The following is a 19,921-nucleotide window of genomic DNA, read 5'->3' as shown; positions in this document are numbered from 1 at the left end:
GGGAATTCTGTCAGAATTTATTATTTCCTTTTTATTCCTTCTACTTTACTCCTCGTCTACTTTGTAAAAAGCCACACAAGTCGTATACTTTCTTCTTTATTATCAAAAAAGCCGGCACAGAAGAGTAAACCTTCTGAACCGGCTGATGAAGTTTATATGTTATGCGATCTTTTCTAACTCTCTCTTCTTCTTCACACTAACCAACGCTCCGACTGCAACAATCGCAAGCAATACTCCCCAGAAGATGAGTTTCCATTCTGCCGAGTGGACGAAATCGTATGGCAGGATGCCAAGATTTTTATGTCCCAGAGTCAGGACAGTCAATTTCACGCCGACCCAGCCGACAATGACGAACGCAGTTGTTTCCAGTTGCGGATAGTTCGCCAGCAATTTAACGAATTTATGTGCCGCGAAACGCATGATGACGAGACCGACCAAACCACCGGCAAGCATGACGCCGAACTGGCCGCCGTTGATGCCGCCGATTTCCATTTTGCCCAAGTGAGGCAATGTCATCGCCAAAGCGACTGCAGCAAGCATGGAGTCGATAGCGAAAGCGATGTCCGCCAGCTCAACTTTGAAAACGGTCATCCAGAAACCTGCACCTTTTGTTGCTTCAGGCTCCAGCGAATGTTCCTTGTGTTTTCGCTGGTCGTAAATGTGCTTGAAGGCGATGAACAACAGGTAAGCCGCTCCAAGTGCCTGAATCTGCCAAACATCGACCAGCAACGTGATCAGGAACAACGCTGCGAAACGGAACACGAACGCTCCCAGCAATCCGTAGAACAACGCTTTTTTCTGCTGCTCTTTCGGCAAGTGCTTAACCATGACCGCCATAACCACCGCATTGTCTGCGGCAAGTAACCCTTCAAGTGCTACAAGAACCAGCAGCACCCATACATATTCCAATATTATTGCTTCCATCTTCCAAACCCCCAGCTAATTTTTGCAACAAAAAAGACCCTGCCTAATTAAAGGCAAAGGTCTTGCTAAGCAAAATTAACTGCTGTCACAGCCGGTGGCTTTTAACCACGTAATGACGACTGTGAAATAGGTTTCCCTATAGCTACTCCCCTTTGACGAATGTCAAAAGTCTATTGAGTTGTAACGTCAGTATAGCACCTTTCAATAAAAAACAATACATTATTTTTGTCTGAGTTGTGGCAAATTTAAAATAAACAGATTTTTTATTGCCGTAAACCATTACGTTCTACTGTATGGTTTGACTCCCGATGTGATAGGATATTCTTAATTTAAATTGGAGGTGCGTGCATTGGGAAGGACTTAATGAAGATTGGTGAAATAGCAAAACTGAGTGGTGTGTCTGTAAGAACCATTGATTATTATACAACTGCGGGTTTATTGGCATTTGAACGCTCTGAAGCCAATTACCGGCTTTACCCGACCAATGTTCTGCACACGCTCGAACGGATTCAGGTATTGAAGAAACAGCGCATGTCGATCGCGGAGATCCGGGAAATTATTTGTGCAGGTGATACTCCGGAAACGGATGAACTGATTGATGAAGTGATCAATGAGTTCGATCAGCTGCAGCAAAAAATCGTCCGGCTGGAAAAACAGCTGAAGGATGCACCGTATTATGCGAAGACACAAACGGGCAAAGCACTGGAGAGAAAGATGGCTGCCATCACTGCTCTCTTGGTTTTGCTCCAATAAACCCCGGAGGTGAATCCCTTTTACAGGGACATAAGTGGAGATAATTACGATAGTGAATGTAGGATTATTGGTACTATTGCTCGGCCTGACAGCTTTTTTTGTCGGATCAGAGTTTGCGGTGGTCAAAATCAGGATGTCACGGCTCGACCAGCTGATTGCAGAAGGCAATAAAAAAGCGGTTACCGCTAAAAAAGTGGCCGGCAACCTCGACTATTACCTGTCAGCCTGCCAGCTCGGCATCACGGTGACGGCCCTCGGTCTTGGTGCACTTGGTAAACCGACCGTCGAACGTTTGATGTATCCGGTTTTCGAATTCTTCGATGCATCGGATGCGGTAGCGGCAACGGCTTCCTACGCGATTGCGTTCCTTCTTGTTACGTATCTTCACGTCGTTGTGGGTGAAATGGCCCCAAAAACACTGGCAATCGAATTTGCCGAAAAGATGTCATTATTGCTTGCCCCGCCTCTTTATTGGTTCGGTAAAGTAATGAAACCTTTCATCTGGACATTGAATGGCGCCGCGCGGCTGTTGCTCCGCACATTTGGTGTGCAGCCGGGCCACGAGCAGGCCTACTCGGAAGATGAATTGAGAATTGTCATGGCGCAAAGCTTTGAAGGCGGCGCGATCAATGAAACAGAGCTATCCTATATGGAAAATGTCTTTACGTTCGACGAGCGGGCCGCAAAAGAAATTATGGTTCCGCGGACGGAGCTTGTGACCCTCGATAAAGATATGCCTTTAAAAGAGATTGTTGAGATTCTCGATGAAAATAATTACACGCGCTACCCGGTTACAGAAGACGGCGACAAAGACCGCATCATCGGTTTTGTCAGCGCCAAAAAGATGCTGCCGCATATTGTTGCGGGACGTCCTTGGGAGCTCCAGAACTTCGTGCGGGAAATGCCGACCATTTTTGAAATGACTGGTCTACAGGATGCTTTGCTGAAAATGCAGCAATCCCGCGTCCATATCGCTTTGGTGGCCGATGAATACGGCGGTACTGCCGGTATGCTTACGATGGAAGATATTTTGGAAGAAATCGTTGGTGAAATCCGCGATGAGTTTGATGATGACGAAGTGCCGGATATCAGCCTCGTGAACGATAACGATTACCTGATCAATGGACGTGTGCTGCTGAAAGACCTCGAAGACCGTTTCGGCCTAAGCTTTGAAGAAAGCGAAGATATCGATACAATCGGCGGCTGGGTTCATTATAAACGCGCCGGCGAAGTCCTTACCGGCGATACTGTAACGCAAGGTAAGACTTCGTGGACAGTCATGGAAATGGATCATCAGCAGATCAAACAAGTCCTATTCCATCAGGAAGCTGCAGAACAATAAAAGCTTATTCATTATTACTCGGAGGTGAATCCCTCTTTAAGAGGGAACCATATTGGACGTACAGATAACCATTAATTTATTGCTCGTCGCGCTGATGATCATCGCGACCGCATTCTTTGTCGGAGCTGAATTTGCCATTTTGAAAGTGCGCATGTCCAGAATCGATCAATTGATTTCAGAAGGAAATAAAAAGGCATTGCGCGCCAAAGAAGTCGCTAATAACCTTGATTATTACCTGTCAGCCTGTCAGCTCGGCATCACCGTAACCGCATTGATCCTCGGGGCGTTGGGGGAGCCGACCGTTGAACGGCTGCTGCACCCTGTATTCGAATATTTTGCACTGTCTGAAGCAGTTGCCACTGCTCTTTCCTATGCAATTGCACTCGGAATTGTGACATTCCTTCATGTTGTCATCGGGGAATTGGCACCGAAAACATTGGCGATCCAATATGCGGAGCGCATGACGCTGCTGCTTGCACCACCGCTTTATTGGTTCGGTAAAATCATGAACCCGTTCATCTGGGTGATGAACGGATCGGCCCGCCTATTGTTGAAAATGTTCAAAGTGGAACCGGCTGGCCATGAGGAAGCCCATTCCGAAGAAGAGTTGAAGCTGATCATGGCGGAAAGTTTCCAAAGCGGTGAGATCAACCAGACAGAATTGACGTATCTTAAAAACATTTTCGCGTTCGATGACCGTATTGTGAAAAATATTATGATTCCGCGCGAACAAATCGTAGCTGTCGATAAAGGAATTTCCGGTGAAGATTTCTTCTCCATTATGGAAGAAGTCGAATTTACGCGCTATCCAGTCATGGAAGGCGGCAATATCGACCGTTTATACGGCTATGTCAACACGAAGGAATTGCTGACAAGCATGGCGGCCGGACGCCAGCCGGAACCCGAGTCCTTCGTACACAAAATGCCAAGTTTCACAGAAACCACGCCTATCCAGAAAGTGCTGACGAAAATGCAGCAAAGCCGTACGCATATGGCGATTGTGACCGGGGCCGACGGCAAAACAACTGCCGGTCTAGTGACGATGGAGGATATTCTCGAGGAAATCGTTGGAGAGATCAGCGACGAATCGATCGATCCGGAACTGGCTTAAGGATTTTGGAAGTTGGTACTTAAATAAAAGATAGAAAGCTTGCAGGGCGAACCACGAGTTTGGTTCGCCCTGCTTTTTTATGGTTTTTCGTTTTTCGCGGAGTGGAAAACATCCAAGCTAATAATTCTTTTTTCTGCTGCTTTCATATTCCTTTAGAAACTTTTCATCTTTTTTCTTATCTATGAAACTCCAGATTAAAAAGATTAAGATTGATATACCTATGACTAATAATGAAGAGTTGAATACAAAATCAAAATCCATCTCCTTGACGATTTGGTCAACCCCCGCCCTGTTTAAATGGCTTATCCAACTGCTTTGATAATCAAAAAAGATGAATGATAAAATCAACCCCAATACGAGACCGCCCAGTATAGAAAAGAACGCTTTCTTCATTTCATGAACACCTCCTGTCAGTAATGAGTAATGTATAAGCTATAAAAAAATGCATTGCAGGAAAGCCGCTGTTCCTGCAATGCATTTTTTATCCTTTTAGACATTTTTCCGGGTCTCTCTATTGCTTACTTTATTCGTGACAAACACCACAAGTACAATTAATAGAACTGAAAAAACGATTGCCCACGGATTTCCTTCTCCGAATAATGCAGTCAGAACCACTTCAAAGCCTGGAATACCCAGTGCCCCTAAAAGCATGGGAAGCACAAAAATTCCGCTGAACAAACCTGAAATAAAAACAAGGATAGAATCTTTTTTCTTCATCGATACACCTCCGATACAATAAGGGTATCATTAATTTACTTACTATTCAAAAAATGGAAGTAATGAGCACCTCAATCTCTTTCCGCTATCCTCTTCAACTCAATCGCCCGCTCCGCAATAAACCGGGTCATATATTTTTCCAGGAACAGCTTATCCGCGATTTTTCCTAGAATCCCCAGCGGTGACCGGTAAACAAACCGATCTTTCATTACCGTGCCGCTCCCTCTTCCAATAAATTCGTGCGTATGCGTAAACGAGTGAAAGGCTCCTTTCACCATGGCATCTGTGAACGTATGCGGCTTTTCCATTTCGATAATTTTGCCCGTCAGTTTCTGCTTTACTCCAAGATGGGTGGCTTGCCAGGTAACCGAATCCCCTTTTTCCATCAAGCCGGTCGTCACTCCCGCCACAGCCCGCTCTTTTGTCTTGCCAGTTGTTTCTGTATGCACATCAACGTTTCTGGCAAGATCGAAGCAAACTTCAACTGGTGCTTCTATGTAGATTTCGTGGTTTATGGTTGGCATATTGCATACGCTCCTTTCAGTGCTACACTTAGATGACAGTATTTAATATTCATTAAAGTCTAACGCAACGTATTTCTTTTTAAAACGTTGAATATTTAAAAGGAGATTAACAATGAATAAAAAAGATCGATATCGCAAAAAGCATAGTTGGATTAAAAGCTTATTTATAACTTTTTGTGTTTTTGCCGCAATTATAGGTTATGGGATCTATTGGACTTTCTTTGATATGAACAGACTTCCCGTAGGAGAATATCTTACTGAAGAAACTTCACCGGACGGCAAATACACATTAAGAGCCTATATAACAAATGGCGGAGCTACCACTTCATACACTGTTCGCGGTGAACTCGTATTTAATGAAAAAGATGGAAAAACCAAAAACATCTATTGGAACTACCGTGAAGACTCTGCCGATATTGTATGGTTAGACTACAATACGGTAGAAATCAATGGTCATTCTTTGGATGTGCCAAATGATAAGTTCGATTTCAGAAATCAATAACGAATTTAAAGGATATGAAAACGCCGATTTAATTCCTCAATTTATATTAAAATCGGTTATAAATTCGAGTTCCCCAAATTGAAGGAATGTGTTTACCCAATCCTCCCCATCAAAACCGTATCATAATACTTCCCGTCACTTAAAAACTTGTCTTCCCTAAGAATCCCTTCAACCTCAAAGCCACATTTTTCATACAGGAGGATCGCTTTTTTATTGATTTCAAGAACCTTCAGCGTCATTTTTCTAACGTGATTGCTGTGTGCCCAATCGATGGATTCCTTCAATAGATTCTTTCCTATGCCGTAACCCCAATAAGCTTGCAATACGCCAACACCGAACTCCACTTGATGGGCGGTTCTTTTGAGGGAATTGCCCTCGCATCTTGAAAACCCGACAATCCGGCCTTCCGCTTCAGCCACCAGAAATAAGTTGCTGCTGCTTGCGGCATCTTTTTCGATGATCCGTATGAATCCCGCTTCGTCTATATATGCCTCGCCCGGCTCTCTATCCAGATTTTCAGTTTCACCGTCTACCTGCAATCTGACTTCGGATAAGCTCTTCGCATCCGCTTCTTCCGCTGATCTTATAGAATACTGCAGCTCGTTGACAATAAATTCTTTCTCTTCAATTCTCATTTCCTATCCTCCGAATATTGATTTCATTTTGAATTCTGGCCTTGAATCACAGTTGAAATTACCCAGTAAGCTTCGTCTTCCGTCAATTCATCCGTCAGCATAAACTCGAATGTATACGAGCCTTGCTCTGCATTAAAGAAAGCACTCAAATACTCATTGTCCCCACTGGTGGTCTGCTGGTATAGAACGGACTCCCCGTTGACCGTCCTAAGTTCATGGCTGCCATCACCACTGATTATTTCATTTTTATCGAAAGTAATTTTGAATAAGATCGGATCTCCCTCGTAAATACCGTAGATGACTTCCGATCCAACCGATTCCTCGTGATTTGAAATGATTTCATCGCTCTTCAATGAACCCTTTTCACGCGAGTACGTTACCAGGAGACTCTTCGAACTGGCCATTGGAACGGATATGATTTCTGCAGACACAATCGGGTACTCCTCAAATTCAGGAATATAAATTTCCGCATCAAGCCCCTGCTCTGCCTGCTCTTCAATATTTCCGATTGATTGGGATGCTTCTGATGAACAGGCAGCAAGCATCAGAAATGGCAATAAAAACAATAAGTAAGTTTGTTTTTTCAATGGATCGACCTCCAGTTTATGATTCTGTCCAATATAGCCTTAACTTTTCTCTTAACTACATAATTCGATATTTCTCTTTCATTCACCTTTGAAGGCGATAAAAAAAGCCTTCTCCTTTTAAGAGAAAACCTCATTATCTCCACCTAGTTAATCCATCCCTCAAGCATCTCTTCCGACAGCTCACCTTCATGAACCTTTTCGATCACACCATTTTCATCAACCAAGAACGAAGCTGGCAAATTTCCTACACGGTACGCTTCTTTTATTGAGCCGTCTTGATCGATCATCACAGGAAATGTCAGCTGGTATTGGTCGATGAATTGGCCCGCTATGAAATCGGACTGGCCCAGGTTGATGGAAATGACTTTGAACCCATCATCCTTATATTTTGAGTGCGCGCTTTCAAGTGCAGGCATTTCCCGTTTGCAGGGTTCACACCAGGAGCCCCAGAAATTGATGAGCGTTTTCCCATCTAGTTCGTTGGATAAAACGAGCATATCATCAGCCACTGTTTCACCGGCAAAGTTGGGTGCCTGTTTCCCCTGCGAAGTCATGGCTGTTTCCGGTTCTTCTTTCATACTCTCATACGCCGCGTAAAACACCATCGCCGCAAGCAGCCCTAATACCGAAACCCTGTAGATCATGCGCTTCTTTTTCTTATTCATCTGTAATTCGCCTCTGTTCATCTATTTGTAAAATTCTATGGAAATTATGGGAATATTCGTTAACTCTCTCGTGCTAGAATAGCATAGAGGTGTTGACTTTGGAAAATATCACTATTTGGGTCGCGCTGGCCGGCGGATTTCTGGCATTCATATCCCCTTGCTGCCTTCCTTTATATCCTTCTTTTGTTTCTTATATAACCGGTGTTTCCGTAAATGAATTAAAGGAAAATAAACAAGCTTCCTTCAGAAAAAAGGTCTTAATCCATTCCATTTTCTTTTCTCTCGGATTTTCCGTCATTTATTACGTTCTCGGCTTTTCGCTGAGCACAATCGGCGGCTTGTTCACCAAAAATGAAACGCTCATCCAGATGCTTGGCGGAATCTTCCTGGTGTTCATGGGTTTATTTTTAATGGGCATCATCAAGCCTGAATTCATGTTTAAGGAAAAGCGCATAAAACACGAAAAGAAACCGGCCAGTTATTTGAATTCCTTTGTGGTCGGATTTGTCTTCTCGGCTGGCTGGACGCCGTGCATCGGACCGATTTTCGGCGCAATCCTCACATACGGCAGCCTGGTTAATCCCGCGCATACGCTGGCAGTCGTTACCGCTTATTCACTCGGCTTCTGCATTCCATTCATCATCATGGCGTTTTTCATCGGCAAGACGCGTTTCATCCTGAAATATTCATCTGCTCTGATGAAATTCGGCGGTGCGATCATCGTGGTGATGGGCGTTATGATTTACTTCGACAAAATGTATTATTTGAACATCTGGACTGCAGATCTGCAGTATTTCCTTGAGTCATTGCTGACTTGATGGAATGAAGGCTGGATAGAACCTTTGCGAACGCAAAGGTTCCTTTCAAAGACTGGAGTTTTTCGCGGCTGCGAAAAACATCCGCTCTTGCTTTTTCTTTTTTCGGCGGCTTGATGAGATTTCGGGGTGTTTTATCCCCCGATTCGGTCGTTGGAGTAGGGGTTTTGATTTTTAAGAGGCTTATGGAGTTCCCTTCATATCAAAAGAGTTGGAACAAGGGCCGATTTAGCTTGAATTTCTGCCAATAAGTTGTGAATTTAAATTCTCAATTCCCATATTTTGGACTTACTGGCCGTTACACTTAAAATACTGTCCATTATTGATGAAATACTGTCCGTTATAGAGCAAATACTGTCCATTAGGAGTCAAATACTGTCCATTAGCTTTAATGCAACATTCTTTCAAATCTAACCCACCCACTCTACCCAAAAAACAGCCCGCCAGGAACCTAAAGTTCCTGGCGGGCTTTCACTTTCATTTATTTTATTGATCCAAGCCAAAATGCGCCGTCAGCGAAACCTTGCGACCCGCTTCATGCCACTTGCGGTATTCAGCAAACACCGCCTGGATGTCGTTGTGAAAACGCTGCTCGACCAGATACGTGACTGCGAGAAAGCTGCGCCAGTAATCGAACATGATGCTCGATAAGCTGCCCTGATAGGAACTGCTGCCGAAATCGTCGATGGACCGGCCACCGTATTGCGGCGTGAAGGCCTCGACCAATTCCCGCTCCACCGCCGTGATGTCATCGAATTCGGCTTCGCTCAACAATAGCTTCCGCGGCAGGTATTCACATATTCCCTCTTCGAACCAGATACTGTCATCCCGCTCTTCGTCGAATTCATCCGGAAATAAATCCGAGTGATGGGTCAACTCATGACCGACTATCGTAAACAGGTGGTTTTCCGAATAGTTCTCATAAAACGCCCGAATGTGAGGCAGCTCTTTTCCGTCCAATTGCTGGATGAAAATTTTGCGCCACGCGTCCAAATCAGGTGAGATGTAGATGACGTCTTTATTGGTATAGGCCGGTATCAGAATGTCCGACAGCACGGAAGTTGCCAGCTCGGCGGATGTCCAGACAATGCCTTTCGGCTTGTCCGTTAAAGCAAAGTCTTGTGACAAAGTCTGTTCGTAGCCCGCCAGCCGGTCGCTGAATCGCTCGATGATCGGCTCAAATTTCTCGTAGTCTGCAATCTTCTCAAAAGCGTAAATGTGTTTCAACTTGAATCCTTCCTTTCATTACGGTGCGTCTGCCGGCTCGATCCAGCTGTCCAAAAACTCGCTCTGGTCCCCGTCAAAATAATCTTCGAAGAACGTTCTGAAGTCTTCGCTGTCCACCGTTTTAAATTGGAATGCCGTGTAATAATCCGATAAGAATTCCAGCGCGCTTTCGCGACCGCCATTGGCATCGAAAAACTCCTTCAGCATCAAGGGCCCTTTGCCGTAGACCGTCGAGTAATACGCAGGCTCTTCAAATTCATCCAGCGGAAGAGTGACGTATTTCTCAGGCGGATGGCTGGCCTGGCTCATCGAGGCATCCCAAAAGCCGCTGTCCGCATCGCCGTTGCGTTCGCTGATGAACAGTGCCGTTACGAATTCCGCCACACTTTCATCCAGCCAGGCATCTTCGTACGGATCGTTGGTCACCAGGAAATAAAACCATTGATGCGCAATCTCGTGGACAAGTATGAGCTCCATCGCATCCTGTTCCGTCGCCACTTCGATGACATTGGGATATTCCATATAGCCGTCGTTCGCTATGATATCCAGTTCACCGAATGGATTGTCGCCGATTTCCTTTTCGAAATAGCTGTAGGTTTCCTCCGCCAACACAATCGTTTCTTCAAGCAATTCAACATCTGCCGGCATAAACACCCGCAGGTTTGTGTCGCCTGCTTGCCCTGTTCCCGTTTGCCATTCTTCCGGATCCATAAAAGCGATGTAGAAATCCTTGTAATTGTCGCCTTGTAGTTCGCCCGACGCAGCCGCTTCTATTTCTCCGTCGTCCGCCGAACTGGCCACCAGGTATTCTTCAGGCAATTGGTAACTGACGGTGTAATTTCCGTAGCCGGTGTCGTAGGATTCCCCTTTTGGATCGTAGTCTTCAATGTCCCAGCCGTTATCGTAAACGGCAAGCATCGGGTACCAATGCGCAAGATAGAAATTCTCGTCAACCCGGGCAAGGCGCATACCGTCTTCCGGCACTTTCAGGCTGTAGTCGACCGTCACTTCCACAGCATCGCCCGTTTCCAGCTCGGCAGGCAATTGAAGCATCAATTCATTATTGTCCAGCGTGAAATCAGCCGGCTCCCCGTCGACCAATACATCAAAAAGCTCGACTTCTGCCTGTCGGTCCCGGTAAGAATGGGTTTCCACCGCGTTCATGGCATTCGGCACGAGATAGAAGCCCACTTCTTCCCAGGCATCATCGGAGTCGTTCGTCACTTCGATCACAGACGACACCGTGAACAGCCCGTCTTCGTCCATTTCAATATCCAAATCGTAATCAGCATTCGTGCCCTCGGGTTTGCCGTCCGAAACCGGCATTTCAGGTTGGCCCGAAAAGAAAGCGACCATTAATATCGCCACGCTGATCAATGCAATGACGCCAGCTGCCACCCATCCTTTTTTCTTCATAAGCCATCCCCCGTTGTAGATTCTTCATTTATTCAAATAAAACCAGCTGCATGCCAGAAATAAAATCTCCTTATTTATCCATTTATAAGTCTATCATCTAAGGATGCTCAGGTCATTTGCAATCTGGTGAATAAGTAAAATTGACAAAGCGGGACCGCTTGCATAGAATAAGGACAAGCTTTTGTATGATCATGGGAGAAGGCGCCGGGAGCGGCGTCGCCTGAGTACAGCCGAGCTGAGCATAGCAGAGTAAATCGTCGAACAGGAAAAGTAGCGCACAGCAGCCTCTCAAAGAGAGCCGGTGGCAGGTGGAAACCGGCGGGGCGAATGCGTGAATGGGCCTGTGAGTGGTGTCCTGAAAATCGAGTAGGGATATCCGTTTTCCCCGCGTTACTGGGGATCAAGTGAAAGCCATATCGGCTTTAACACGAGGTGGCACCGCGGTCAATCCGTCCTCTGCAAGGAACAGTCCTGTTCTTTGCAGAGGGCTTTTTTTATTGGCCCGCGCTGTCGAACTGAGACCAGAGGAGATGAGCAGAGATGGAGATTAGAAAAATTGAAGGAGATTTACTGACGCCGATCGCCGTATTCAATCGGCTGAAGGGGCCGAGAAAGTGTTTGTTGGAAAGTTCGCTTAAAACGTCGCTTACCGGCCGCTATTCGTTTATCGGCGCAGATCCGGTCAAGTCATTTATCGGTGGGAAAGAGCAGCTGAAGGAAATCAACCACAGAACCGGCGAAGAAATAATTCACCAAGGGAAGCCGCTGGAAATATTGAAGAGTTTGGTGCCGATCAATCGGGAGTCGATTGAAGGACTGCCGTTTACCGGCGGCGTGCTTGGATATATCGGATATGATGCCATTGCGGCTTATGAGCCTGTTGAGGCAGCACGCGTGAACAGCCTGCAGATGCCGGATATCCATTTGCATGATTACCAGACCGTCGTGATATTCGATCATGTAAAGCATGACGTAACGATAGTGTCCACTGAAGGCGAAATTGAAGAAGTAACAGCCCAATTATATGAGCCAGAACAGTCCGCTGATCCCGAATCACAGCAGCCGCTTACTTTCCGGTCGACAACGGATGCCGACAGTTTCAAACAGAAAGTGAACCTGGCCAAAAAACATATCGAAAACGGCGATGTGTTCCAAATTGTGTTATCGCAGCGTCTGTCCGCTGACTACAAAGGAGACTCTTTCAACCTCTACCGGAAATTGCGCAAGCAAAACCCGTCTCCATATCAGTTTTATATCGACTTCACCGATTACGCTGTGGTCGGAGCCTCACCTGAGAGTTTATTGACCCTGCGGGGTGGCCATATGGTGACCAATCCCATTGCCGGCACACGGAAACGCGGACGGACCGAGGAGGAAGACGCGCGTTTGGCCGAGGATTTGGAGCAGGATGAAAAAGAACGAGCCGAGCATCAGATGCTGGTCGATCTCAGCCGCAATGACGTCGGTCGCGTGGCCGCCATCGGTTCAGTGAAAATACCGAAATACATGAAAATCGAACGCTACCAGCACGTCATGCACCTGGTATCGGAAGTCACCGGCGAACTTGGTGAAGATATGCATCCGCTTGATGCACTTGTTTCCTGTCTGCCGGCAGGCACCGTGTCTGGCGCACCGAAAGTCCGCGCCATGCAATTGATCCAGCAATTTGAAGAAGAACGGAGAGGTGTCTACGGCGGAGCGGTCGGTTATCTCGGCAATAACGGCAACCTTGATATGGCGCTCGCTATCCGGACGTTCGTCGTCAAAGACGGCCAGGTCCATGTACAGGCAGGAGCCGGCATTGTTTACGACTCGATTCCGCAGGCGGAATTTGAAGAGACGCTGCACAAAGCCCGTTCGCTGACGGAGGTGTTCGGATGATTCTCCTGATCGATCATTTCGATTCATTTACTTATAATATTTATCAGGCCGTTTCTCTATTGGGCCGTGAAGTTGAAGTTGTGCGCTACGGTGTACTGACAGCTGAGGAAATTCTTGAGCGCGAACCTGAAGCCATCATCCTCTCCCCAGGACCAGGGCATCCCGATGCAGCACCGGAATCGATCCGGCTGATCCAGCTTGCCGGCGACTCGGTTCCGCTGCTTGGCATATGTCTCGGCCACCAGCTGATTGGCGCTGCTTTTGGCGGAACAATTACACACGCCCCGGTCATCCGCCACGGAAAAGTATCTGCGATTTCACACAGCAATCAAGGCATGTTTTCAGAAATGGCAATTCCGCTTCCTGCCATGCGCTACCATTCGCTGGTGGTCGAGGCGGAATCACTTCCTTCCTGTCTGGAGGTTCAAGCTGTTTCGGAAGATGACGGAATGATCATGGCCATAAAACATACCGACTATCCGATTTACGGCATCCAGTTTCATCCGGAGTCGATTGGGACGCCAGAAGGAGATAAATTGATGGAAGGATTTTTAAATAGGATATGAAAATAAAAAGCGGAATTCCTGCGCCATGTGAATGGGTGGGAATTCCGTTTTTAAAATTGGATTTATTTCATATCAGCTTTTATTTTTTCCGGAATCATAACGACGGCAGTCGCGAGATCAACCGGCGAAAAATCAGGGTCAATACATTCCTGCCAGTAAGTCATATGCTTTTCGTCAATCCAGTGAGTCGACGTTTCCACTTCCTGGCCGCCCTCGCCTTGGATCGAATACCAATAGAGATACTCACTGCCGTCGAGCGTTTCACGGAAAATCGTCTCGACATACATTTTCTCTCCCTCCAAGGTGACCAAAACATCTTTCATATTGCCATTCAGAAATGCCAGCCATTCATCGACCACAGCTGACTTTCCATCTTTAACGCGAAACCTTGTTAATTCTACGTTCATTGGTGATTCTCCAATCCTATTTATTTAAATACAGCATCGATCTTGTCTCTATCGTAATCGAGGATCCAATCGTTATATTGTTCGTATAAAAAACGGATATTTTCTTTATCCGCAGCGATGATATCGCATCCCCGGTCATCGTAGAGATGGTAAATGAGTTGCTGGGTTATATTAATCAAATAAATCTGGGCGGAACTTCCCTGATAACTAGTAATGGTCGACGGGTGATCGAAATCCTGGTAACAGATGGCCTGCAATAATTGCGGGTAGCGAATATCCTTTTTGCGGCAGGCGTAGCTGAATCGGCGAGTCGTGATATTATCATCGAATTCCGACAGTTGGATATCTTCCAGCTGTAACTTATATAAGGCCTGCGGTTGCTTAATGTATTTCTGATATACATTCAAAGGCTTTTTGCGAATAAAGGAATTGTTTCGCCATGTAATCAGGTCAGTCACTAAAAGGATTTCATCTTCTTCATTGAAAGCCGCATCGAATAAAGCTTTGGAACGCTCGAAAGCCTGCGCTAAAAAGTTAGGCTCCTCATAAGAGCGTTTAGGATCCGCTATTTCAAAACGAATCCCCGGTTCCCACGCATAAAACAGGGCTGGCACAAGTTCGATGCCATTAAAATATTGATCCATAAAAGATTGCAGTTTGTCAGGCATTGGATTCCTCCGTTTTTCTCAAGGTTACACTTAGTGTTACTCCACTTTTAAAACACTTAAATGATCTGTAGTCGCAATCAGATCAATTTTCTTGTCGTCCTTCTGGTAAATCGGCGTCAGATCGCCTTCAACTTTCTCCCAGCCATTCAACTTCAACGCCCATTGATAGCTCCAAGGAATGCCGTTGTCGCCGGAAGCTTTTGGCCAATCGTAATTCTTTCCGAATTCATTTTCTTCAACCAGTGTGGCGCTTTGCGGTATCGGAAAATCCAGTAACTCCGCGTCTGCTTTGTAACTCGAAATAAGTACAAAAAAGGAAATGCCACCTATCAGAACTAATAAGCTTAATGCGATTGGCCAAATGAATTTTTTCATTGATAATTCTCCTCGTGATCTAAATTTTCCTCAATTTAAATCTAACTTCTATTGTTTCACTAAATATTTCAAATTCTTATTTCTTCAAATATACAGATTGTGAAAAAATAAAACCAGTTGAGTTTGAAAAATATTTTTTCTCTATAAAAAACAAAAAAATCCCGCGAAGGAATAGTTTCTCCTCCACGGGATTTTCTTTGAATCACATTTGAGCGCCATGATCACGCGCAATATCGTCTTCCAGTTGTTCAATTTCCAGAGTCCAACTGTCGAGCGTGTGCAGCAGGACTTCGCGCACGATTTTTGGATAGTCATCTATACACTCTGCCACTTCCTGCTGCAGTTCCAGCCGGTCCGCTTTCAATTCCGCCACAGCAATTTTCTTTTGCTTCACTGTAAGATAGTCATAAACCTTTCTTATGTTGCCCACCACCTCATAAAATCCTTGTAACGCAATCCGAATCTATCAACCAGCACCGCTTCGAGTTCGGCTAAATAACCGTCCACCGCTTCCAGTAAATCTTCCGCGGCGATCAAATCTAAATGTTCAAATTCCTGCCAGATTGAAAACAACTGCCACTGGCCAGCACTTTTCTTGTTGAAAGCCAATATCGGACCTTCTCTTTCATCATGCTCCATCGTGAAAAAGTGAAAGTCTTTATTCGCGCCGGGATCCTTCGTCCTCCAACGTTTCAAAGCGACACCAAGTTCAAGCAGTGTAAGAGACGGCTCCCAGAAGAAGCGTCTATCCCCTAACGTGATAGTCAGTTCTCCATCAACATCGATCAATAGTTTACCATTTTTCTGCTTCAGCAGTTTCGGATCCAATTCCAATAAAGGATCCAGCATAAAATTAATCGTCAATTTCCCCATTCAATCACCTCTTCGAATTTACCATGTTTATACTGATATCCATTTACGCTGATATAACACAATCGTCATCAGCACGATGAATTCAGAAATCGGGATCGCCAGCCAGGCACCTGTCACGCCGAAGAACACAGGAAGAATGCTGAGTAAAATCAGCAATATTACAATTTCCCGGGCAGCAGTAATCCACGTCGCCATCCGGATTTGACCGGTCGACTGGTAATACGTCATCATGACGAAATTGGTTCCCATGAATAAATAGGCGATGAAGAATAATTGAATGCCTGGTACTGCCAAATCCATCACGGAATCCGGGAAATCACCAAATACGTTTGCGATTGCCCTTGAAAAGAACTGGCCGATGATGAAAAATGCAGTTCCTGCAGCGACCGCAGTCCCGATTGCGTATTGAAGTGTCTTCCGGATTTTCATCTTTTCACCGGCGCCACTGTAATAACTTACTAACGGCTGGATTGCGGACCCCATACCGAGAAATGCGAGAAGCATAACACTGTGCACATAGTTAAGAATGGCAAATGCCGAAACACCGGCCGTGCCTGCAAGCCGTTCAAATACATTATTATGGGAAATAGTGAAAACTGACATACCAATTTCCGCGAGAAAACTTGGAAAACCGATGACCAGAATCAGCAGCAGTAACTTCCGGCTGAATCTGAATCGGACAAAACGAAGATTGTTCGTCTTTTTGAGAAAATGTGTACTGAGCACAAGCATGCCGATAAAAGCGGCAAGCAATGTCGCTGCTGCTGCACCCATGACACCTAAGTCCAGTACAAACAAAAAGATGTAGTTCAGGCCAATATTCAGCAGCGAGGTTGTGACAAGTGATACCATCGCAAGGTTCGGACTGCCATCATTTCGTACCATGATACTTAACGCATTCTCCATCGTGAAGATGAACCCGAACAGCAGCATCAGATACAAGTAATCTGCTACGTATGGGTAAGTTTCAGCATTTGCCCCCAGCAGATAGGCTAACTGGGTCCGGAATGGAAATGCGATCAATCCGATTATCAAAGTAACGATAAAAATCGACAGCATAGCATGCGAAAAGACTGTTTTCGCTTCTTCCGGCCGCTTGGCCCCCATAAGTGAGGAAAACCGGGTCGCTGCCCCAATGCCGATCCATAACGACATTGCCACAAATAATGTGTAAACGGGTATGGCAATACCCACGCCACCCAGTGCCACCGGGCCGAGGCGATTTCCGACCATGATTCCATCAGCCACAATATTGACTGCCATCAGCAGCATACCAATTGTTGACGGCACCAAATAGCGGATAAATGATTTTCCGACTGACTCTGTATCCAGCCGTTGTGTTGGCTGTATTTTTTCCATATGAATAATCCTCCTGTAAATCAGCGAAAACAATAAAACTAATTTTGTTTATATAGTTTTATTATGCCGTGAAAAAACTGGCTTCATTAGCCAGCATGTCAGTTTTCTTTTATTAACCCGTACAATAGGACGTCACTCATTGCTTGCACGCCTTCTTGCATCGAAATACTCTGGTCATTGAAAAATTTCTGGTCCAGCGTAATATTGATTACGTTCAAAATCATTTTCATCAATAAATCCATGTTCTGTTCCTTGATGAGACCGGCTTCCATGCCTTCCTTCAGCAGTTCCTCCAGATCCACCCATCGATTCAGCTCCCGGTCCACGCGTTCCCATTGTTCCGGATAATACCTTTTGAGTTGCTCCAGGATGCGTAAATCATAAAACTCATTGTACTTTGGAATGATTAGAATGACTTGCCGGATTTTTTCTTTTAAAGCGAGGCTCTTATCTTCCCGAATCAGCCGGGCCTCCTCTTCGTGCGCTGAAAAAGTCATATCTATAATCGTTTCCAATATCTCCAGTTTGGAAGAAAAATTTTCGTATAGGGTCCGTTTGCTGATTCCAAGCCTTTTCGCCAAATCGTCCATTGTAAATTTAATGCCGTTTAAGCGAGTTTCTTCGATAAATCCTTGTATGATTCTATTTTTCACATTTGAACCCCCTCTTAAAAACTAATAATACACTTTTAGTTTTTTTAGTTCAAACTTTTACTTCTGCATATCTTCTTCACTCTTAGTGGTATTATTTACTAAAATGAAAATTTCCAATAACCCGTCGAGGAGCGATAAAAATGTCAGAACGATTTTGGAATTTTGAAGTAATGGATCCCTATGAACTGGTAACTCTGACTCCGGCGATGATCGATAAAGCGGAGCAAAAATTCAGCGTCACTTTCCCCGCACGTTATCTCGAACTGCTTCGGGAACAAAACGGCGGTTCGCTGTACCTGAACAAGTTCCCAATCGCAGATTTTGAAGAAGGCTCAATTGACGTCGATTATTTATGGGGAATCGGGAAAAACGGCAAACAAGGGGTTTATGTAACTTCCTACTTGATTAAAGAATGGGGCTTGCCGAAGGACCTGGTTTTACTGAATGGTGACGGCAATTCCTGGATCGGGCTGGATTATAGGCAGAATCCGCAGGAACCGGGAGTGGTTTACCTGGAAAGCGACAGCGACGTCGAGATAACCCTGGCCCCCAGTTTTGAAGAGTTCGTTTCCAGGCTCTACCGGGAAGAAGGTTCAGACGACCTCAACATGTCCTTGTTCGAAGACGATAAAACCGAGTTTACCCAAGAGGAAGCTGAACAAGCTTTTGCTGATAATATTGTATTGCCGATCAGCCTCGCGCTTCTTCACCTTACAAAAGTCGAAACGGATATCGATTGGTTTTTGAATCAAGCCGAACAGCTATTAAATAATAAAAATTCAACCATCGTAATGGAAGCTGAAGGTACTTTGATGCAAATCCTGCTGAATCAACCAGAACAGTTTACACCGCTTCAACTGCGCCAAATCAAAGAAATGCTGGCACCGCTGAAAAAAGAATGGAAATGGCATAGCGACATCGTGAATTATGCGCAAAAGATCGAAGCTAAAATAAAGCAGATGTCCGTCTGACGCCTGAAAAATCACAGTTAGCCTTCATGTCTGGAGGCTAAATAGAAATATTGATAAATGATACATTTGGCCGCTGACCCAGCGGCTTTTTTTATTTCAAAATTCCCTGCACAGAATTTTTAGAATTATTTAACATTTACTCTAGTAATTCCTTGACTCTATCTCTATAATAAAAATCATACCAACTGGTAGTGACGTCACGATGAATTTAAGGGGGATTTCAATGTTCGATACAGACAGCCCTGTTCCCTACCATTTTCAGATACGGGATTTGCTGAAGCAGGAAATTGCAGACGGGGCGTATCAGGAAAAGGTGCCGAGCGAACGGGAGTTGATGGAACGCTTCGCCGTCAGCCGGACGACGATCCGGGAAGCCATTAACCATTTAGTGAATGACGGGATATTGGAGAAGATCCATGGCAAAGGCACATTCATCAAACGCAATAAACAAGTGCACGAATGGCTGCATGCGATACACAGTTTGACGGATACGGTGAAAGGGATGGGCATGAAGCCCGGTTCAAAGCTCCTGTTCAGCGGCGTTGTTGATCCGCCGGAGCTGGTTGCTTCTTATATGAAGAAAGACCAGCTGCATCTGATTAAAAGGCTACGCACGGCTGATGGTGAGCCGATTGCGATTGAAAGCCATTATTATGACCCGAAACTGGGCGCCGCACTCGAAAAATACGACCTGCATAACATCACTATTTACGAAGTTTTGGAAAATGACTTGAATGTCACGATGCATGAAGCTGAACAAGCAATAACATGTAAGCCCTTACAAAATGACGATGCCGATCAGCTTGAACTGGCTGCTGGCGTCAATGGCCTTTTCGTTGACCGCCTGATCAATGATCCTTCAGGACAGCCGATTGAGTATTACACAAGCGTCGTAAAACCCGAAATGTATGTGTTCCGGCTCAAAATGACAAGGCAAGGACGGTGATCGG

Annotated in this window: 25 protein-coding genes and 1 other annotated feature; of the genes, 9 read left to right on the top strand and 16 right to left on the bottom strand. The window is 45.3% G+C overall.

Annotated elements, in window-relative coordinates:
- Nucleotides 1–159 precede the first annotated feature (159 nt).
- Nucleotides 160–924: a TerC family protein gene (locus AC2Q9J_RS05055; RefSeq protein ID WP_499037761.1), complete on the bottom strand. Its 765-nt coding sequence runs from the start codon at nucleotides 922–924 to the stop codon at nucleotides 160–162.
- Between the two features lie 363 nt (nucleotides 925–1,287).
- Here AC2Q9J_RS05055 and AC2Q9J_RS05050 point away from each other — a divergent pair, with 363 nt between their 5' ends.
- From AC2Q9J_RS05050 to AC2Q9J_RS05040, 3 genes are read left to right on the top strand one after another with little or no spacing between them, the layout of a single operon-like run.
- Complete coding sequence (locus AC2Q9J_RS05050; protein ID WP_112221826.1) at nucleotides 1,288–1,677, top strand: MerR family transcriptional regulator; 390 nt, start codon at nucleotides 1,288–1,290, stop codon at nucleotides 1,675–1,677.
- A 34-nt stretch (nucleotides 1,678–1,711) separates the two neighbouring features.
- Entirely contained in the window at nucleotides 1,712–3,019 is a 1,308-nt protein-coding gene (locus AC2Q9J_RS05045) for a hemolysin family protein (protein ID WP_499037759.1), read from the top strand.
- A 52-nt stretch (nucleotides 3,020–3,071) separates the two neighbouring features.
- The gene (locus AC2Q9J_RS05040) at nucleotides 3,072–4,130 is read left to right on the top strand and encodes a hemolysin family protein (protein WP_499037757.1); all 1,059 of its coding nucleotides are present in this window, start codon (nucleotides 3,072–3,074) and stop codon (nucleotides 4,128–4,130) included.
- Nucleotides 4,131–4,247: 117 nt separating this feature from the next.
- On the opposite strand, the gene AC2Q9J_RS05035 is transcribed toward AC2Q9J_RS05040, so the two are convergent.
- The 3 genes from AC2Q9J_RS05035 to AC2Q9J_RS05025 all read right to left on the bottom strand — a co-directional run bounded on the left by AC2Q9J_RS05035 (nucleotide 4,248) and on the right by AC2Q9J_RS05025 (nucleotide 5,371).
- Nucleotides 4,248–4,523: a hypothetical protein gene (locus tag AC2Q9J_RS05035; protein WP_499037755.1), complete on the bottom strand. Its 276-nt coding sequence runs from the start codon at nucleotides 4,521–4,523 to the stop codon at nucleotides 4,248–4,250.
- A gap of 96 nt (nucleotides 4,524–4,619) precedes the next feature.
- Complete coding sequence (locus tag AC2Q9J_RS05030) at nucleotides 4,620–4,847, bottom strand: hypothetical protein (protein WP_499037753.1); 228 nt, start codon at nucleotides 4,845–4,847, stop codon at nucleotides 4,620–4,622.
- A 71-nt stretch (nucleotides 4,848–4,918) separates the two neighbouring features.
- Nucleotides 4,919–5,371 (bottom strand): SRPBCC family protein, encoded by a 453-nt coding sequence (locus AC2Q9J_RS05025; RefSeq protein WP_499037751.1) that lies wholly within the window; start codon nucleotides 5,369–5,371, stop codon nucleotides 4,919–4,921.
- Between the two features lie 112 nt (nucleotides 5,372–5,483).
- Here AC2Q9J_RS05025 and AC2Q9J_RS05020 point away from each other — a divergent pair, with 112 nt between their 5' ends.
- Entirely contained in the window at nucleotides 5,484–5,873 is a 390-nt protein-coding gene (locus AC2Q9J_RS05020; RefSeq protein WP_499037749.1) for a DUF5412 domain-containing protein, read from the top strand.
- Nucleotides 5,874–5,965: 92 nt separating this feature from the next.
- Here AC2Q9J_RS05020 and AC2Q9J_RS05015 read toward each other — a convergent pair whose 3' ends face one another.
- The 3 genes from AC2Q9J_RS05015 to AC2Q9J_RS05005 form a co-directional block, all read right to left on the bottom strand.
- Nucleotides 5,966–6,508 carry a GNAT family N-acetyltransferase gene (locus AC2Q9J_RS05015; RefSeq protein ID WP_499037747.1) on the bottom strand — a complete coding sequence of 181 codons (543 nt, stop codon included), beginning with the start codon at nucleotides 6,506–6,508 and terminating at the stop codon, nucleotides 5,966–5,968.
- Between the two features lie 23 nt (nucleotides 6,509–6,531).
- On the bottom strand, nucleotides 6,532–7,095 hold the full coding sequence (locus AC2Q9J_RS05010; protein ID WP_499037745.1) for a hypothetical protein: 564 nt from the start codon (nucleotides 7,093–7,095) through the stop codon (nucleotides 6,532–6,534).
- A 143-nt stretch (nucleotides 7,096–7,238) separates the two neighbouring features.
- On the bottom strand, nucleotides 7,239–7,760 hold the full coding sequence (locus tag AC2Q9J_RS05005) for a redoxin domain-containing protein (RefSeq protein ID WP_499037743.1): 522 nt from the start codon (nucleotides 7,758–7,760) through the stop codon (nucleotides 7,239–7,241).
- 98 nt (nucleotides 7,761–7,858) lie between these two features.
- Here AC2Q9J_RS05005 and AC2Q9J_RS05000 point away from each other — a divergent pair, with 98 nt between their 5' ends.
- A complete protein-coding gene (locus AC2Q9J_RS05000; RefSeq protein ID WP_499037741.1) occupies nucleotides 7,859–8,578 on the top strand; it encodes a cytochrome c biogenesis CcdA family protein in 720 nt (239 codons plus the stop codon).
- Between the two features lie 483 nt (nucleotides 8,579–9,061).
- On the opposite strand, the gene AC2Q9J_RS04995 is transcribed toward AC2Q9J_RS05000, so the two are convergent.
- Together AC2Q9J_RS04995 and AC2Q9J_RS04990 are read right to left on the bottom strand one after the other, a co-directional pair.
- Entirely contained in the window at nucleotides 9,062–9,802 is a 741-nt protein-coding gene (locus AC2Q9J_RS04995) for a hypothetical protein (RefSeq protein ID WP_499037740.1), read from the bottom strand.
- 18 nt (nucleotides 9,803–9,820) lie between these two features.
- Nucleotides 9,821–11,218, bottom strand: coding sequence for a M1 family metallopeptidase (locus AC2Q9J_RS04990; protein ID WP_499037738.1), 1,398 nt, complete (start codon nucleotides 11,216–11,218; stop codon nucleotides 9,821–9,823).
- Between the two features lie 248 nt (nucleotides 11,219–11,466).
- Nucleotides 11,467–11,678 (top strand) — a binding site (T-box leader).
- A gap of 80 nt (nucleotides 11,679–11,758) precedes the next feature.
- Between AC2Q9J_RS04990 and trpE the strand changes: the two genes are divergently transcribed.
- Both trpE and AC2Q9J_RS04980 read left to right on the top strand, forming a co-directional pair.
- The gene (gene trpE, locus AC2Q9J_RS04985; protein ID WP_499037736.1) at nucleotides 11,759–13,099 is read left to right on the top strand and encodes an anthranilate synthase component I; all 1,341 of its coding nucleotides are present in this window, start codon (nucleotides 11,759–11,761) and stop codon (nucleotides 13,097–13,099) included.
- Nucleotides 13,096–13,665, top strand: coding sequence for an anthranilate synthase component II (locus tag AC2Q9J_RS04980; RefSeq protein ID WP_499037734.1), 570 nt, complete (start codon nucleotides 13,096–13,098; stop codon nucleotides 13,663–13,665). Before trpE ends, AC2Q9J_RS04980 begins: the two co-directional genes overlap by 4 nt.
- A 62-nt stretch (nucleotides 13,666–13,727) precedes the next feature.
- On the opposite strand, the gene AC2Q9J_RS04975 is transcribed toward AC2Q9J_RS04980, so the two are convergent.
- From AC2Q9J_RS04975 to AC2Q9J_RS04945, 7 genes are all read right to left on the bottom strand, one after another.
- Nucleotides 13,728–14,072, bottom strand: coding sequence for a DUF6176 family protein (locus AC2Q9J_RS04975; protein ID WP_499037732.1), 345 nt, complete (start codon nucleotides 14,070–14,072; stop codon nucleotides 13,728–13,730).
- Nucleotides 14,073–14,092: 20 nt separating this feature from the next.
- The gene (locus AC2Q9J_RS04970; RefSeq protein WP_499037730.1) at nucleotides 14,093–14,740 is read right to left on the bottom strand and encodes a DUF3885 domain-containing protein; all 648 of its coding nucleotides are present in this window, start codon (nucleotides 14,738–14,740) and stop codon (nucleotides 14,093–14,095) included.
- Nucleotides 14,741–14,776: 36 nt separating this feature from the next.
- Nucleotides 14,777–15,115, bottom strand: coding sequence for a hypothetical protein (locus tag AC2Q9J_RS04965; RefSeq protein WP_499037728.1), 339 nt, complete (start codon nucleotides 15,113–15,115; stop codon nucleotides 14,777–14,779).
- 202 nt (nucleotides 15,116–15,317) lie between these two features.
- On the bottom strand, nucleotides 15,318–15,548 hold the full coding sequence (locus AC2Q9J_RS04960) for a hypothetical protein (protein WP_499037725.1): 231 nt from the start codon (nucleotides 15,546–15,548) through the stop codon (nucleotides 15,318–15,320).
- Complete coding sequence (locus tag AC2Q9J_RS04955) at nucleotides 15,533–15,988, bottom strand: DUF7878 domain-containing protein (protein WP_499037723.1); 456 nt, start codon at nucleotides 15,986–15,988, stop codon at nucleotides 15,533–15,535. Before AC2Q9J_RS04955 ends, AC2Q9J_RS04960 begins: the two co-directional genes overlap by 16 nt.
- Before the next feature lie 27 nt (nucleotides 15,989–16,015).
- A complete protein-coding gene (locus tag AC2Q9J_RS04950; RefSeq protein WP_499037721.1) occupies nucleotides 16,016–17,347 on the bottom strand; it encodes an MATE family efflux transporter in 1,332 nt (443 codons plus the stop codon).
- 98 nt (nucleotides 17,348–17,445) lie between these two features.
- Entirely contained in the window at nucleotides 17,446–18,000 is a 555-nt protein-coding gene (locus AC2Q9J_RS04945) for a TetR/AcrR family transcriptional regulator (protein ID WP_499037719.1), read from the bottom strand.
- 140 nt (nucleotides 18,001–18,140) lie between these two features.
- Between AC2Q9J_RS04945 and AC2Q9J_RS04940 the strand changes: the two genes are divergently transcribed.
- Both AC2Q9J_RS04940 and AC2Q9J_RS04935 read left to right on the top strand, forming a co-directional pair.
- Nucleotides 18,141–18,971: an SMI1/KNR4 family protein gene (locus tag AC2Q9J_RS04940; protein ID WP_499037717.1), complete on the top strand. Its 831-nt coding sequence runs from the start codon at nucleotides 18,141–18,143 to the stop codon at nucleotides 18,969–18,971.
- Nucleotides 18,972–19,194: 223 nt separating this feature from the next.
- Nucleotides 19,195–19,917 carry a GntR family transcriptional regulator gene (locus AC2Q9J_RS04935; protein WP_499037715.1) on the top strand — a complete coding sequence of 241 codons (723 nt, stop codon included), beginning with the start codon at nucleotides 19,195–19,197 and terminating at the stop codon, nucleotides 19,915–19,917.
- Nucleotides 19,918–19,921 lie beyond the last annotated feature (4 nt).

The organism is Planococcus sp. RAB007_Raresut, from assembly GCF_057369535.1.
The sequence above is the reverse complement of the archived record's forward strand: the minus strand, read 5'-3'. Positions and strand labels throughout refer to the sequence as shown.

Coding starts and splice junctions, on each gene's coding strand:
- AC2Q9J_RS04965 (WP_499037728.1), bottom strand. CDS start 15,115: ATGAAAAAATTCATTTGGCCAATCGCATTAAGCTTATTAGTTCTGATA.
- AC2Q9J_RS04940 (WP_499037717.1), top strand. CDS start 18,141: ATGTCAGAACGATTTTGGAATTTTGAAGTAATGGATCCCTATGAACTG.
- AC2Q9J_RS04980 (WP_499037734.1), top strand. CDS start 13,096: ATGATTCTCCTGATCGATCATTTCGATTCATTTACTTATAATATTTAT.
- AC2Q9J_RS04935 (WP_499037715.1), top strand. CDS start 19,195: ATGTTCGATACAGACAGCCCTGTTCCCTACCATTTTCAGATACGGGAT.
- AC2Q9J_RS05055 (WP_499037761.1), bottom strand. CDS start 924: ATGGAAGCAATAATATTGGAATATGTATGGGTGCTGCTGGTTCTTGTA.
- AC2Q9J_RS04975 (WP_499037732.1), bottom strand. CDS start 14,072: ATGAACGTAGAATTAACAAGGTTTCGCGTTAAAGATGGAAAGTCAGCT.
- AC2Q9J_RS05025 (WP_499037751.1), bottom strand. CDS start 5,371: ATGCCAACCATAAACCACGAAATCTACATAGAAGCACCAGTTGAAGTT.
- AC2Q9J_RS04990 (WP_499037738.1), bottom strand. CDS start 11,218: ATGAAGAAAAAAGGATGGGTGGCAGCTGGCGTCATTGCATTGATCAGC.
- AC2Q9J_RS05015 (WP_499037747.1), bottom strand. CDS start 6,508: ATGAGAATTGAAGAGAAAGAATTTATTGTCAACGAGCTGCAGTATTCT.
- AC2Q9J_RS04970 (WP_499037730.1), bottom strand. CDS start 14,740: ATGCCTGACAAACTGCAATCTTTTATGGATCAATATTTTAATGGCATC.
- AC2Q9J_RS05020 (WP_499037749.1), top strand. CDS start 5,484: ATGAATAAAAAAGATCGATATCGCAAAAAGCATAGTTGGATTAAAAGC.
- trpE (WP_499037736.1), top strand. CDS start 11,759: ATGGAGATTAGAAAAATTGAAGGAGATTTACTGACGCCGATCGCCGTA.
- AC2Q9J_RS05035 (WP_499037755.1), bottom strand. CDS start 4,523: ATGAAGAAAGCGTTCTTTTCTATACTGGGCGGTCTCGTATTGGGGTTG.
- AC2Q9J_RS04955 (WP_499037723.1), bottom strand. CDS start 15,988: ATGGGGAAATTGACGATTAATTTTATGCTGGATCCTTTATTGGAATTG.
- AC2Q9J_RS05030 (WP_499037753.1), bottom strand. CDS start 4,847: ATGAAGAAAAAAGATTCTATCCTTGTTTTTATTTCAGGTTTGTTCAGC.
- AC2Q9J_RS05050 (WP_112221826.1), top strand. CDS start 1,288: ATGAAGATTGGTGAAATAGCAAAACTGAGTGGTGTGTCTGTAAGAACC.
- AC2Q9J_RS05005 (WP_499037743.1), bottom strand. CDS start 7,760: ATGAATAAGAAAAAGAAGCGCATGATCTACAGGGTTTCGGTATTAGGG.
- AC2Q9J_RS04950 (WP_499037721.1), bottom strand. CDS start 17,347: ATGGAAAAAATACAGCCAACACAACGGCTGGATACAGAGTCAGTCGGA.